Raw genomic sequence first — 13900 nt, 5'->3', positions numbered from 1 at the left:
GTTCCCACTTCGCGTCGCCCGGGGTCTGCGGCCGAGCGGTTCGCCGCAGACCCCGTGGTTCGAGCTCTCGCACTCAGGTCATCGATCACCGCCCAGCAGTCCTGCCGCACGGGCCCATCGGTACTTGGCGCCCAGAGCGGCGACCGGCTTCTCCGTGGTGTACGGATAGGCGACGACGCCGTGCTCGAAGAGGTACTGGCACGCCTCCTCCACCTCGATGTCGCCGGCCAGCGAGGCAACGACCGGCTTCTCGATCCCGCGCTCGCGGAACTCCGCGACCACACGGGCCGTCAGCTCCGCGAAGACCATCGGGGGAGTGACGATCGTGTGCCAGTAGCCGAGGACCAGCGCATGGATGCGGGGGTCTTCCATACCGAGGCGGATCGTCGCCTCGTACGTGGACGGCGGCTCGCCGCCCGTGATGTCGATCGGGTTGCCTGCCGCACCGAACGGCGGAATGAACGCCTTGAACGCCGCGTCCAGATCCGGCGGAATCTCCATGAGGGAGAGCCCGTTGTCGACGATCGCGTCCGACAGCAGCACGCCCGAGCCGCCCGCCCCCGTGATGATGACCACGTTGTCGCCCTTGGGCGTCGGCAGCACCGGCAGCGCCCGCGCGTACTCCAGCATGTCGTTCAGCCCCGGGGCCCTGATCACCCCGGCCTGGCGGAGAATGTCGTCGTAGACGGCGTCGTCGCCCGCCAGCGCACCGGTGTGCGAACCCGCCGCCTTCGCACCGGCACTGGTACGGCCGGCCTTCAGCACCACGACCGGCTTCTTCGGTACGGTCGCCCGCGCCGCCTCGACGAACGCGCGCCCGTCCTTGAGATCCTCCAGGTGCATCGCGATGCACTGGGTGTTCGGATCCTCACCGAACCAGGTCAGCAGATCGTCCTCGTCGATGTCGGACTTGTTGCCGAGCCCCACGATCGCCGACACACCGGTCTTGGTGGAACGGGCGAAGCCGAGGATGGCCATGCCGATACCACCGGACTGAGAGGTCAGCGCCACCCCGCCCTTCACGTCGTACGGGGTGCAGAACGTGGCGCAGAGGTCCTGCCACGTCGAGTAGTAGCCGTAGATGTTCGGCCCGAGCAGCCGTACGCCGTACCGCTCACCGATCGCCACGATCTCGTCCTGCAGCGCCTGTTCACCGGTCTCGGCGAATCCGGAAGGGATGAGGACCGCATTGGGGATCCCCTTGCGCCCCACCTCTTCCAGCGCCGATGCCACGAACTTGGCGGGGATCGCGAAGACCGCCACATCCACCTCACCGGGAACGTCGGTGACACTCTTGTACGCCTTGCGGCCCAGAATGTCATCGGCCCGGGGGTTCACCGGATGGATCTCCCCGGAGAAGCCCCCGTCGATGAGGTTGCGCATCACCGAATTGCCGATCTTGCCCTGCTCGTTGGAGGCACCGATCACGGCGACGGAGCGCGGCTCCATCAGCCGGCGCATCGAGGTGAGGATCTCCTCGCGCCGGTACGTACGCCTGGGCTTGACGGTGTCCGTCGCCAGCAGGATCCGGATGTCGGCCGCGACCGCACCCTCCGGTGCGGCGATGACCGGATTGAGATCGACCTCCGCGATCTCCGGGAAATCCGTGACCAGTTGGGAAACCCGCCGGATCTGCTCGGCCAGCGCCGACCGGTCCACCGGCGGCGCACCGCGCACCCCGCGCAGGATCTCGGCTGCGCCGATCGAGTCGAGCATGGAGAGCGCCTCGTCCGCGCTGACCGGGGCGAGCCGGAAGGTGATGTCCTTGAGCACCTCCACCAGTACGCCGCCGAGCCCGAAAGCCACGACCTTGCCGAATGTCGGGTCGGTCACCGCACCGACGATGACCTCCTGCCCGGGCGGCACCAGCTGCTGCACCTGCACACCGTCGATCCGTGCGTCAGGCGCGTACGCCCGCACGTTCTCGATGATCCGGTGGTACGCGGCCCGCACCTCGGAGGCGCCCTTCACCCCGACGACGACGCCGCCGGCGTCCGTCTTGTGCAGCACATCGGGCGAGACGATCTTCAGTACGACCGGTCCGCCGAGCCGGTCCGCGAAGGCCACCGCCTCGTCGACGTCCTGCGCCAACTCCTCGCCGGGCACGGCGATCCCGTACGCATCCGCGACGATCTTGCCCTCGGGTGCGGTGAGCGCACTGCGTCCGTCGGTCCGGACGGAGTCGAGCAACGCCCGTACGGTCTCGCGGTCCTGTGATTCAACCATGCTCAGATGACTCCGTTCGTCTTCAGCAGCCGAAGTTCCTCGTCGCCGAGACCCAGCTCGCCGACGTACACCTCTTCGTTGTGCTCGCCCAGCAGCGGCGAAGTCACCACATCCACGGGGGAGTCGGAGAGCTTCAGCGGCGAGCCGACGGTGGTGAACGTGCCGCGCTGCGGGTGCTCCACCTGGACGACCATCTCGTTGGCGACCAGGGACTCGTCCTCGATGATCTCCTGGGTGGAGAGGATCGGGCCGCACGGGATGTTGTGCGCGTTGAGCCGCTCCAGGACCTCCCACTTGGGGAGCGTCGAGGACCACTCCTCGATGAGCTGGAACATCTTGTCGAGCTTGGGCAGCCGGGCCTCGGGCGTGGCCCACTCGGGGTCGTCCACCAGTTCCGGCCGGCCGATCAGTCCGGCGAGCGGCTGCCAGCCGACCGGCTGCACAATGACGTACACATAGTCGTTGGGTCCGCCGGGTGCGCACTTCACCGCCCATCCGGGCTGCCCGCCGCCGCTTGCGTTGCCGCTGCGCGGCACCTCGTCGCCGAAGTCCTCGTTCGGATACTCCGCCAGCGGTCCGTGCGCGAGCCTCTGCTGGTCACGGAGCTTCACCCGGCACAGATTGAGCACCGCGTGCTGCATGGCGACATTGACGCGCTGCCCGCGCCCGGTGTTCTCGCGTTGGAACAGCGCGGCCAGGATGCCGGCCACCGCGTGGATGCCGGTTCCGGAGTCGCCGATCTGCGCACCGGTCGCGAGAGGCGGACCGTCCTCGAAGCCGGTGGTGGACATCGAACCGCCCATGGCCTGGGCGACGACCTCGTACGCCTTGAAATTGGTGTACGGACCTTCGCCGAAGCCCTTGATGGAGGCGTACACGATCCGCGGATTGATCTCCTGGATCTTCTCCCAGGTGAACCCCATCCGGTCGACGGCGCCGGGCCCGAAATTCTCCACCATCACGTCCGAGCGGCGGATCAGCTCGGTCAGCAGTTCCTTGCCGCGCTCCGTCTTGGTGTTGAGGGTGATGCTCCGCTTGTTGCAGTTGAGCATCGTGAAATACAGCGAATCGACGTCCGGGAGGTCGCGCAGCTGCTTGCGCGTAATGTCCCCGGACGGCGCCTCCAGCTTCACCACGTCCGCGCCGAGCCAGGCCAGCAGCTGAGTGGCGGAGGGCCCGGACTGCACGTGCGTCATGTCGAGGACGCGCACGCCCTCTAGCGCTTTGGTCATGTCAACGACTCCTCTGTTGTTACTTGTACATGGTCTGGTTCATGGTTCCGGGGGCGTACGCGTCGGGATCGACCCAGACGTTGATGAGCGACGGCAGTCCGGACTCCCGGGCCCGCTGCAGCGCCGGCGTGATGTCGGCGGCGTCGTGGACCTCTTCGCCGTAACCGCCCAGCATCTGGGCGAACTTGTCGTAGTGGACGTTGCCCAGGGTGTTGCCGACCCGCTCCCGCTCGTCCCCGTACTTCGCCTTCTGGCCGTACCGGATCTGGTTCATCGACGAGTTGTTGCCGACGATCCCGACGAAGGGGAGGTTGTAGCGGACCAGCGTCTCGAAGTCCCATCCGGTCAGGGAGAACGCGCCGTCGCCGAAGAGCGCCACGACCTCCTTGTCGGGCCGGGCCTGCTTCGCCGCCAGGACGAACGGCACACCGACACCGAGCGTGCCCAGCGGGCCCGGGTCCATCCAGTGACCGGGCGATTTGGGCTGCACGACCTGCCCGGAGAAGGTGACGATGTCGCCGCCGTCCCCGATGTAGATCGAGTCCTCGGTGAGGAAGTCGTTGATCTCGCTGACCAGCCGGTACGGGTGGATCGGCGATGCATCCGACTTCAGACCGGGTAACCGCTTCTCGATCGCGGTCTGCTCGGCGGCACGGAGCTCCTCCAGCCACGCCTTCCGCTTGACCGCACCCCCGTTGATCCGACCGCTCGCCGCTTCCGTGACCGCCTTCAGGACCATTCCCGCATCGCCGACGATCCCGAGGTCGATGTCACGGTTCTTGCCGACGGTGCGGTAGTCGAGGTCGATCTGCACGACGGTGGCGTCGGCGGAGAGTCGCTTGCCGTACCCCATCCGGAAGTCGAACGGTGTACCCACGATCACGATCAGATCGGCGTTGGAGAAGGCGTACCGCCGCGACAGCTGGAAGTGGTGCGGATCGCCGGGCGGCAGCGTGCCGCGCCCGGCCCCGTTCATGTAGGCGGGGACATTGAGCGTCCGTACGAGCTCGACGGCGTGGTCCGTCGCCCGGGTCGTCCATACCTGACTGCCCAGCAGGATCGCCGGCCTCTCGGCGTGCACAAGGAGATCGGCGAGCTGCTCGACGGCCGCGGGGTCACCGGCCGTACGGGTCGAGGCCCGGTACTGCCCGGCTTGCGGCACCCGGGCCTTCGACACCGGCACCTTCGCGTCCAGCACATCGCGCGGGATCTCCAGGAAGGAGGGGCCCGGCGCCCCGTGGTAGCACTCGCGGAAGGCCATGGACACCATGTCGGCTGCACGGGCGGTGTCGGGCACGGTGGCGGCGAACTTGGAGATGGGCGACATCATCTCGACGTGAGGGAGGTCCTGGAGCGAGCCCATCCTGTGCTGACTGTGCGCCCCCTGACCACCGATCAGCAGCATGGGCGACTCGGCCCGGAAGGCGTTCGCCACGCCTGTGACCGCGTCGGTGGTCCCCGGCCCGGCCGTGACGACGGCGCACCCCGGCTTGCCGGTGATCCGCGCATAGCCGTCGGCGGCGTGAGCGGCTACCTGTTCATGGCGTACGTCGACGACTTCGATGCCCTCGTCGACGCAGCCGTCGTAGATGTCGATGATGTGGCCGCCGCAGAGGGTGTAGATGCGCTCCACCCCCTCGGCCTTCAACGCCTTGGCGACCAAGTGCCCACCGGAGATGAGTTCCTGGCTGTCCTCGGGCATGACGATCCTGGCCCTTCGTAGGGGAGTGCAGGAGCCATTGCCGCGCTCCCGCGGTACATTGCATACAGTCGACGAATACTGTATGAAACTTGTTATCCCGCATCCGGTGGGTGGTGTCCAGGGGGCGAGCGGCACTTTCATAATCGGCACGATCGGGAGTGGCTATGGATCTGTACGAGCACCAGGCACGGCAACTCTTCGCAGAACACGGCATAGCGGTACCGGAGGCCGAGGTCATCGACCGTGCGGCCGACGCAAGGGAAGCGGCGGGCCGGCTCGGTGGCCGGGTCGTCGTCAAGGCGCAGGTGAAGACGGGCGGCCGGGGCAAGGCGGGCGGAGTGAAGATCGCAGCCGACGCGGCGGCCGCCGAACTGACCGCCCGCCAGATCCTCGGCATGGACATCAAGGGCCACACGGTTCGGACGGTGATGCTGGCGCAACCCGTCGACATCGAGGCCGAGTTCTACATCAGCTACGTACTGGACCGGGCCGCGGGCACCTTCCTCGCCATCGCCTCGGCGGAGGGCGGCATGGAGATCGAGGAGGTCGCCGCAACCCGCCCCGAGGCGGTGGCCCGCATCCCCGTCGACCCGGTCGAAGGAGTCACCGAGCGCAAGGCCGCGGAGATCGCCGCAGCCGCATCCCTGCCGCCGGAGGCCGCCCCCGTACTCCGGCGCCTGTGGGAGGTGCTCACCAAGGAGGACGCGCTGCTCGTCGAGGTCAACCCTCTCGTCCGCACCACGGACGGACGGATCCTCGCCCTCGACGGCAAGGTGACCCTCGACGACAACGCCCGCTTCCGCCAGGCCCGATGGGGAGCGGAGTCCGACGACCCGCACGGTGACCCGCTGGAGGCCGCGGCCGCCGCCAAAGGTCTCAACTACGTCAAGCTCGACGGCCGGGTCGGCATCATCGGCAACGGCGCGGGACTGGTCATGTCCACCCTCGACGTCGTGGCCGGCTGCGGCGCCCGCCCGGCCAACTTCCTGGACATCGGCGGCGGTGCCTCGGCAGCAGTCATGGCCGACGGCCTTTCCGTCATCCTCTCCGACCCGGAGGTGAAGTCGGTCTTCGTCAACGTCTTCGGAGGCATCACCTCCTGCGACGCAGTAGCCGACGGCATCGTCCAGGCACTGCAGACCGTACGCCTGACCAAACCCCTCGTCGTCCGGCTCGACGGCAACAACGCCGCCCGCGGCCGCGCGATCCTCGACGCCCACGCGCACCCCCTGGTCGAGCAGGTCACCACGATGGACGGCGCCGCGCGCCGAGCAGCCCAACTCGCCGACGCAGCCTGAGGAGACCGGACATGGCGATATTCCTGACCAAGGAGAGCAAGGTCCTCGTCCAGGGGATGACCGGTGCCGAGGGCATGAAGCACACCCGCAGGATGCTGGCGTCGGGCACCCGGATCGTCGGCGGCGTCAACCCGCGCAAGGCGGGCCGGAAGGTCGACGTCGACGGCACGGAGATCCCTGTGTTCGGCTCGGTGCGCGAAGGAATCGACGCCACGGGAGCGGACGTCACCGTGGTCTTCGTCCCGCCGCCCTTCGCCAAGGCTGCCGTCGTCGAGGCGGCCGACGCCGGCATCGGCCTGGCGGTGGTCATCACCGAGGGCATTCCGGTTCACGACGCGGTGGCCTTCCACGCCCACGCCCGCACCCGTGGCACCCGCATCATCGGTCCCAACTGCCCCGGCGTGATCACGCCAGGGCAGTCCAACGCGGGCATCATCCCGGCCGACATCGCACCCGTGCCGGGCCGGATCGGGCTGGTCTCGAAGTCCGGGACGCTGACATACCAACTGATGCACGAGCTGCGCGACATCGGTTTCACCTCGGCGGTGGGCATCGGCGGCGACCCGGTCATCGGCACGACCCACATCGACTGCCTGACGGCGTTCGAGAACGACCCCGACACGGAACTCATCGTCCTCATCGGCGAGATCGGCGGAGACGCCGAGGAACGGGCGGCGGCGCACGTCGCCCAGCACATCACGAAACCGGTGATCGGCTACATCGCGGGCTTCACGGCCCCCGAGGGCAAGACGATGGGCCACGCGGGCGCGATCGTCTCGGGCTCGTCCGGCACGGCCGAGGCGAAGCAGAAGGCGCTGGAGGCGGCAGGGGTACCGGTGGGCGCGACACCGACGGAGACGGCACAGCTCGTAAGGAAGAAGCTGGGCATCCCCAATCCGTCCGCGGTTTGAGGGTCGGGGCCGGGGCGGAGCCCCGGCCCCGGGAAGGGGCGGGCAGGCGATAGGCCCACCGCAGATGCCCACGCACCGGGACCCAGGCGCCCCCCAACCCGCCCCCACCTCAGCCGCGTGACGTCCCTCACCCCGAAGCCAACGTCACCCCGCCCCCCACCCCCGCTCACTACCGTCCGGTAGGAGCGAGCCATTCACCTCCCGCCCCGACTGTGCACCGAGAGCGGAGACATCCATGGCACCGAACCCACCCACCAACGCCCCCACCCTCACCCTCAAACCAGGCACAGCCTGGACAGACGCCTGGCAGCGCTGCCTCACCACCGCCCCCGAGGCCTTCCGGACCGACCGGGTCCTCAACCTCTGGGGTTCGTCCTGGCAACAGGACGGCAGCCCGCTTCCCGCCACCAGCCCCGTCGACGGCACCCCGATCGCCGGCCCGCCCCGCCTGGACGCCCCCACCGCCCAACAGGCGGTCAGGGCCTCCCTCGACCAGCACCGCGCCTGGCGCCACATCCCACTCCCCGAACGCCGCGCCCGCGTCTCCGCCGCCCTTGACGCACTCACCGAGCACCGGGAACTCCTCGCCCTCCTCCTCGTCTGGGAGATCGGCAAGCCCTGGCGTCTCGCCCAGGCGGACGTGGACCGTGCGATCGACGGCGTCCGCTGGTACGTCGACCACATCGACCGCCTCCTCGCCGACCGCACCCCGCTCCCCGGCCCGGTCTCGAACATCGCCAGCTGGAACTACCCCATGTCCGTGCTGGTCCACGCGATGCTCGTACAGGCCCTGGCCGGCAACGCGGTCATTGCGAAGACCCCGACCGACGGCGGCGTCGCCTGCCTCACCCTGGCCTGCGCCCTGGCCGCCCGCGAGGGCATCCCGCTCACGCTCCTCAGCGGCAGCGGAAGCGAACTCTCCGCCCCCCTCGTCCGCTCGCCCGAGATCGGATGCGTCTCCTTCGTCGGCGGCCGGGACACCGGAGCTCGCATCGCCACCGAAGTGGCCGACCTCGGCAAACGGCACATCCTCGAACAGGAGGGACTCAACACCTGGGGCATCTGGAACTTCACGGACTGGCCGTCGCTGACCGCCGTCATCCCCAAGCTCTTCGACTACGGCAAGCAGCGCTGCACGGCGTACCCCCGTTTCGTGGTCCAGCGCAGCGCGTTCGACGACTTCCTCGCGGCCTATCTCCCGGCCGTCCGCTCCCTCCGCACCGGCCACCCCCTCGCCGTCGCAAGCCCCACGGACCCGCTCCCCACGCTGGACTTCGGCCCACTGATCAACGCGGCGAAGGCCAAGGAGCTGGCCGATCAGGTGGCGGAGGCCATCGACCGGGGCGCGATCCCCCTCCACCGGGGTTCGACGGCCGACGCCCGGTTCCTCCCGGGCCAGGACACCGGCGCATACCTCCACCCGGTCACGCTCCTCAACCCGCCTCCGTCGTCACCGCTCCACCACGCGGAACCCTTCGGCCCGGTCGACACCATCGTCCTCGTCGACACGGAGGCGGAGCTCCTGGCCGCCATGAACGCCTCGAACGGCGCCCTGGTCGCCACGCTCTCGACCGACGACCCGGCGACGTACGACCGACTGGCCCCACAGATCCGCGCCTTCAAGACCGGCCACGGCACACCCCGCTCCCGAGGCGACCGCGAGGAACTCTTCGGCGGCTTCGGCGCCTCCTGGCGAGGTGCCTTCGTGGGCGGCGAGCTCCTGGTCAGGGCGGTGACGGACGGCCCGGCAGGGGAGCGCCTCCCCGGCAACTTCCCGGACTACCACCTGATGCCCTAGCCACCGGGGAGGACCGGCCTTCTGGCCGGCCGCCGCGGTCACCGTACGCTTCCGGACATTCAACCGGGAGCGTACGGTGACCGCGCGGGAGCACTACGCGGACCTGCGTGACGACGGACCGTACGCAGTGCTCCCGAGCGTGCCCGCCACCCTGCACTGACCACCGAATATGCAGGTGAGAGGCACCCCAAACCCCTGGTATTGTTTTCTCTGTCGCCGCGGGAAACCGGGGCCGACCACCTGGTCCGGGTGGCGGAATGGCAGACGCGCTAGCTTGAGGTGCTAGTGCCCTTTATCGGGCGTGGGGGTTCAAGTCCCCCCTCGGACACCAGCAGGGACGTTCACGAGATCGTCCTCGATACGTTCACGAATTGCCGGTTGAGTCATATGACTCACCGGTTTTTCGTCGTTCCTGAGGCCTTCGGGTCGCGTGATCGGCTCGGTGAGGGGTTGGTGCGGTGGCGGTCCGGGTGCTGCACCTCTCACCTGCGGAAACAGGACATGCCTGCGCGACGGCTGGTGGCCGTGGCGCAGGCATGTGGGGTTTTCAGGGGGTGGGGTGGGGCGGGGGTGCGTCACTCACGTGGCGGAGGCTTGGCCTGCCCGGCCGGAAGCGGTTCCGGCCGGGTTGGGTCGGCGGGCTGGCCGCTTTGGGGTGCGGTACGCGGCGTGCTGATTCGGCGCGGCTGGATGCCTTGGTCGCGGCGGAACCGTTCGATGGCTCTGAGATTCGCCACGAAGATGATCACGGCGTTAAGCAGTGTCTGCGCGACGCGGCCGTGGGGCAGGCGAAACTGGGGGTTGTCGATGCTGTCGAGGGCGGACTTCTTGAGGTTGCCGTTGCCGCCCTCGTTCTGGCTGCGCAGCCCGGACCAGGCCTCTTGCCACAGAGGGGTGAACAGGGCGTATTTCTGCCGCCACTTGGCCAACACGGTGCCTGGGACAGTGATGCTCTTCCCGGTGCAGATGTCGGGGTAGGTGCTGGTGTCCCGCTTGGGCTTGGGGATGGTGGGCAGGGCAGCTGGGGTGCGGACAGTGGGGGCGTCGAGGTCGACGATGGTGGACGGTCGCGGTTGGGGACGGCGGTAGCAGGTGACCGTGGCGTGTGGTCCGAGGGCCGGGCACTGGCGACGCTGGTCACCTGCGGGGCCGTACTCCTTGACCTTGGTCTGGAAGTCCTTTCTGGACTGGATCAAGTTGATTGCGTGGGCGCGGTCCTCGTCCGTGCGGCTGTTGATGTAAGTGGTGCCTGCGGTGACGAGCGGGGTGGGCATCATCGGGCAGTAGAACTCGCCGCCGACCAGCTGCATGCCTCGGAACTGTCCTTGCCGGTCGACCTTGTCGTCGTTGTAGTGCTTCACCGCGCTGAGGCCGAGTTTGAGCAGCTGCAGATGCAGGTTGTGGGGCTTGGCCTGGGAGATGCCCCGGTCGGCGCAGAAGAGGTCTTTGACCATGCCTCGTTCAAAGGCCGGTTGGATGGCGCGGAGGGCGGCAGGCCCCGGTTCGGTGCCCGGGGTGTGGAGGATCATGCCGAGACAGACCGCAGGGTAGGCGCCGGCGAGGTCGCCGTGGCCGTGGCCGGGGAACGCGGCCATCATGGCGTAGCGGAACTCCTTCTTCTCCGGTGCCTTGGTTGTCTTCCGTGTCGGTTCACTCCGAGTCGCTGGCTTGTTCGCTGTGCCGCGTCGGGTGCCGGTGTTCGTGGGGGCCCCGGCTCCGGCGGGACGCGCCGGCCGCTTCGGCGTTCCTCCCTTCACGTACATCCCGGCGGTGATCTCCAGCGAGGCCCGGTCCTTGCGGTAGTCCGGCTCTTTGCCCCAGACCGGAACCGGAGTGTCGTCGACCGCGATGTGTCCGTGCCAGCGGGCGAAGTCGCCGCGCTGGTAGGAGGTCATGACCGGGGCGAGAATCAGGTCCTGGGCGATGGCTTCCAGGTTGCGCACGGTGTCTGCGTTTGCGGAGGCATTCCACCTGCGCCGGATCTTCTTGGCCTCGCCGAGTGTCAGCCGTTTGCGGCGGTCGTGCGGCGCCGGGTCGAGGCGCTTGGTCATCGACGTCCAGGACCGGTAGACCCGCTTCGACATCGCGTACTGCTTGTGCGCGATGTCGTCGATCTCTTCGTCGGTGGCGCCCTCAGGGATGTTCAGGTCGATGTCGGGAACGTCGAGCAGGGCTTTGGCCCCGGGAGACAGCGCAAAGAAAAGTGTCTCCCAGGCGTCGTCGATGTTTGCGCTCTTGCCCGTGTACTGCGACAGGATCAGGCCGATCAGTACGGTGCGGAAGGGCATGCCCTTGGGTCCCGGCTTGCGGCCGTCCGCGGGGAGGCGCTCCAGTGCGCCGCTCTGCCGCACAAGATCGAAGACCTTGTTCACCTCGCGATCGTTGAGGGTACGGCCGGGGGCTTGCGGTGCTGGGCGTAGGGCGAGGCCGGTGCGCCGGCAGGGTTTGTTCTCCGGGTTCTTCCTGCTCATGCCGCCGCTCCCCGCAACAGATCGGATGCCTCTGTTTCGGGTACGTCGTGGAGGAAGACGAGGTAGCGCGAGAGGCTGTGCAGCGTCTCAAGCCCCGACGCTTTGAGAATCACCTTCAGCGGAATGCCCGCATTCAGCAGATCGACGATCCAGGTCGTGCGCAGCCGCTGGGTCTGCAATACCGCACCGTCGCAACGGCCGATGATCCGCGGGTACTTGGCGAGCCAGTCCGATGCGATGTGCTTACTGGTGCGGTTCTGCCAGTCTGGCCGGAACACGTACGCCTCTGCCGGGATGTCTGCAGCCTCCGCCAGGAGCAGTTCCTCGTAGGCGTAACGGCACACGACGGTGCGGGGCCGGCGCCCGTGAACCTTGACCAGCGCCCGCCCGGTGGGGCCCGCGTGGATGTCCCGCCCCTGAACGTACACAAGGTCCTCGACGGAGAGGCCGCACCCGATACCGAGGCAGAAGAGCAGACAGGCATTACGCCGCTGGGCCGCGGTGGGCAGGCTCTGTGCCCAGATCAGCCAGTGGGCGACTTCCGCCCGCGGGTAGGGAGTCACCGGAGCCGCGGACGCCTTCAGCCGGATCTGCGGATGCTGTCCGAGCTGATCCAGCAGAAGCGCTTCGGAAGCCCGGCGCAGCTGGCTGCTGCAGGTCCGTCGGCTGTTGGCGGCCATGTTGCGGCAGCCGACGAGGATGAACCGTTCGACGGTGCTCCGGTCAAGGACCACCGAGGGTTCCAGCGGGAGGCCTTGGGCCTCGGCCCAGGCGACCAGCCGCGCGAGCGGTGTCATGATCACATCCGGGCCGTAGGGGCCGGCCGCAACGGCCAGGAACCCCAGCGAGCGGACGACCGGCGCGATGCGGCGCCACTGGGCCGGCGGCACTGTCTCCGGTTTCGGCGAGTACGCCAGCAGACGATTCGACACATCGACCTCCAGGCGCAAGGCCCATGACATGTGGCCGGTTAACCGGCCACCACTGTCAGTGTCGATCACGATCTGAAGGAGCGCATCTTTATGACCGGAGGCCGAGCGCGCACGGCGCCGCCACGGGATTACGCCGTCAATCCGGATAAGTGGCCGGATGCACGGATCGTCGGGGAGCCCGCAGCCGCGGTGGTCCAGGCGATTGCCCGCCGCCTCGCCGCCGCCCTGGATGAGCGACCGGAACTCTCGCTGCGCGCATTGGCTGCCCAGAGCGACGTCGGCAGGCAGACCATCGGCGATCTGCTGGCGGGAGCTGGCTGGCCCGATGTCCTGACGGTTTGCCGGCTGGAGCGCGCTCTGGGCCTGGCGCTCTGGCCCGGATCGAATGCGACTCAATGTGTCCATGACTGATCCTCAATTGGCTGTTTGAGGTCAGTCGTGCACGGTCCATCGCATGACGGCGCAGATTCTCTCTAGCGCCACCGTCGGCGGCGCTAGAGTGAACGTGCACGACGGACCGGAACCCTGGTAGGAGAAGCGTCCGTTCGTGCGTTTGGGCGGCCTCCCTCGACCGATAATCGAGGGAGGCCTGCTTATTGGGTTGGGGTCGTACTCGGGTGGATCAAGCAACTCGGGATGACAGCACAGCCCGGAACATCCCTGGCGCTACGTTTTCCACCTCACTAAGTTGCTTCATACGGTTGAGGGTTTTCCCTACGGATGAGCGGACCGTCGCATCCGCTCCGGGGCGCACGGCCGCCGCGATTTCGGTGATCGACATCGCCTCTTGGGTGGCGCACAGGAGCGTGAGGATCGCATCACGCATGCTTCCGTTGCGCGGCGGCCCCAGGGTCTGGGTACCAGAGCTCGGACGCGCCTCTTCTGTCGACGGATCCTCGTCGGCGACAGAATCTTCGGACGGTACCTCCCCGGAGGGCTGGGCGGTTGCCGTGTCCTCCTCGGTGGCCGACCGCTCTTCGTGAACATCGGCGGATTCGGCTTCCTGGCACATCATCGCGAGGACCGCCTCTAGCGTGGCCAACTCGCCGCGCAGTGAAGTGATCAGTTCCTCCACGGCATGCCGGGCCAGGCCGACATAGACACCTTTGCTCGACGCAGGCGCGCCTGTCCGGTATCCCGCCATGGTGAACTCCTCAAGGAAGGCCGCTGCCAGTGTAGGGACGGCACACTGTGGCACGCCCACAGTTCCTGTGAGGTGACGCCAAACGGTCAGTAGCGCACTCAAGTGGGTTAAGTCCAGTTGGAGTTATCGCAAAAATCGACCTGCCTTGGCGAAGAAGTGACTCGTCGGAATCCTGCGAAGCCCTGC

At 68.0% G+C, this 13900-nt stretch carries 9 protein-coding genes and 1 tRNA gene; 4 read left to right on the top strand and 6 right to left on the bottom strand.

Features of this window, described 5'->3' with window-relative positions:
- Positions 1-78 precede the first annotated feature (78 nt).
- Genes LRD69_RS31005 through LRD69_RS30995 form a run of 3 tightly spaced genes read right to left on the bottom strand, consistent with a single transcriptional unit; the run spans position 79 to position 5160 of the window.
- Complete coding sequence (locus LRD69_RS31005; protein WP_277330162.1) at positions 79-2226, bottom strand: acetate--CoA ligase family protein; 2148 nt, start codon at positions 2224-2226, stop codon at positions 79-81.
- A 2-nt stretch (positions 2227-2228) separates the two neighbouring features.
- Entirely contained in the window at positions 2229-3458 is a 1230-nt protein-coding gene (frc, locus tag LRD69_RS31000) for a formyl-CoA transferase (RefSeq protein ID WP_277330161.1), read from the bottom strand.
- Between the two features lie 19 nt (positions 3459-3477).
- Positions 3478-5160: a thiamine pyrophosphate-binding protein gene (locus tag LRD69_RS30995; protein WP_277330160.1), complete on the bottom strand. Its 1683-nt coding sequence runs from the start codon at positions 5158-5160 to the stop codon at positions 3478-3480.
- Between the two features lie 164 nt (positions 5161-5324).
- Here LRD69_RS30995 and sucC point away from each other — a divergent pair, with 164 nt between their 5' ends.
- The 4 genes from sucC (at position 5325) to LRD69_RS30975 (ending at position 9498) form a co-directional block, all read left to right on the top strand.
- Positions 5325-6458: an ADP-forming succinate--CoA ligase subunit beta gene (gene sucC / locus LRD69_RS30990; protein WP_277330159.1), complete on the top strand. Its 1134-nt coding sequence runs from the start codon at positions 5325-5327 to the stop codon at positions 6456-6458.
- 11 nt (positions 6459-6469) lie between these two features.
- Complete coding sequence (sucD, locus tag LRD69_RS30985; protein WP_277330158.1) at positions 6470-7369, top strand: succinate--CoA ligase subunit alpha; 900 nt, start codon at positions 6470-6472, stop codon at positions 7367-7369.
- Between the two features lie 235 nt (positions 7370-7604).
- Entirely contained in the window at positions 7605-9167 is a 1563-nt protein-coding gene (locus LRD69_RS30980) for an aldehyde dehydrogenase family protein (RefSeq protein WP_277330157.1), read from the top strand.
- 243 nt (positions 9168-9410) lie between these two features.
- Positions 9411-9498, top strand: a tRNA-Leu gene (locus LRD69_RS30975).
- A gap of 244 nt (positions 9499-9742) precedes the next feature.
- Here LRD69_RS30975 and LRD69_RS30970 read toward each other — a convergent pair.
- The 3 genes from LRD69_RS30970 to LRD69_RS30960 form a co-directional block, all read right to left on the bottom strand.
- The gene (locus LRD69_RS30970) at positions 9743-11638 is read right to left on the bottom strand and encodes a hypothetical protein (protein WP_277330156.1); all 1896 of its coding nucleotides are present in this window, start codon (positions 11636-11638) and stop codon (positions 9743-9745) included.
- Positions 11635-12975 carry a hypothetical protein gene (locus LRD69_RS30965; RefSeq protein ID WP_277330155.1) on the bottom strand — a complete coding sequence of 447 codons (1341 nt, stop codon included), beginning with the start codon at positions 12973-12975 and terminating at the stop codon, positions 11635-11637. The genes LRD69_RS30970 and LRD69_RS30965 overlap by 4 nt, the downstream gene beginning before the upstream one ends.
- A gap of 217 nt (positions 12976-13192) precedes the next feature.
- On the bottom strand, positions 13193-13714 hold the full coding sequence (locus LRD69_RS30960) for a hypothetical protein (protein ID WP_277330154.1): 522 nt from the start codon (positions 13712-13714) through the stop codon (positions 13193-13195).
- Positions 13715-13900 lie beyond the last annotated feature (186 nt).

Origin of the sequence: Streptomyces sp. JH14 (assembly GCF_029428675.1) — a bacterium.
In the GTDB taxonomy this organism is placed as follows: domain Bacteria; phylum Actinomycetota; class Actinomycetes; order Streptomycetales; family Streptomycetaceae; genus Streptomyces.
Note: the sequence above shows the minus strand (reverse complement) of the source record. Positions and strands in the feature narration are given on the sequence as shown.

What these genes read in the sequence shown, in the direction of transcription:
- LRD69_RS31005 (WP_277330162.1), bottom strand. Translation starts at nt 2,226, where the DNA reads ATGGTTGAATCACAGGACCGCGAGACCGTACGGGCGTTGCTCGACTCC.
- LRD69_RS30965 (WP_277330155.1), bottom strand. Translation starts at nt 12,975, where the DNA reads ATGGACACATTGAGTCGCATTCGATCCGGGCCAGAGCGCCAGGCCCAG.
- LRD69_RS30980 (WP_277330157.1), top strand. Translation starts at nt 7,605, where the DNA reads ATGGCACCGAACCCACCCACCAACGCCCCCACCCTCACCCTCAAACCA.
- LRD69_RS30995 (WP_277330160.1), bottom strand. Translation starts at nt 5,160, where the DNA reads ATGCCCGAGGACAGCCAGGAACTCATCTCCGGTGGGCACTTGGTCGCC.
- sucC (WP_277330159.1), top strand. Translation starts at nt 5,325, where the DNA reads ATGGATCTGTACGAGCACCAGGCACGGCAACTCTTCGCAGAACACGGC.
- sucD (WP_277330158.1), top strand. Translation starts at nt 6,470, where the DNA reads ATGGCGATATTCCTGACCAAGGAGAGCAAGGTCCTCGTCCAGGGGATG.
- LRD69_RS30970 (WP_277330156.1), bottom strand. Translation starts at nt 11,638, where the DNA reads ATGAGCAGGAAGAACCCGGAGAACAAACCCTGCCGGCGCACCGGCCTC.
- LRD69_RS30960 (WP_277330154.1), bottom strand. Translation starts at nt 13,714, where the DNA reads ATGGCGGGATACCGGACAGGCGCGCCTGCGTCGAGCAAAGGTGTCTAT.
- frc (WP_277330161.1), bottom strand. Translation starts at nt 3,458, where the DNA reads ATGACCAAAGCGCTAGAGGGCGTGCGCGTCCTCGACATGACGCACGTG.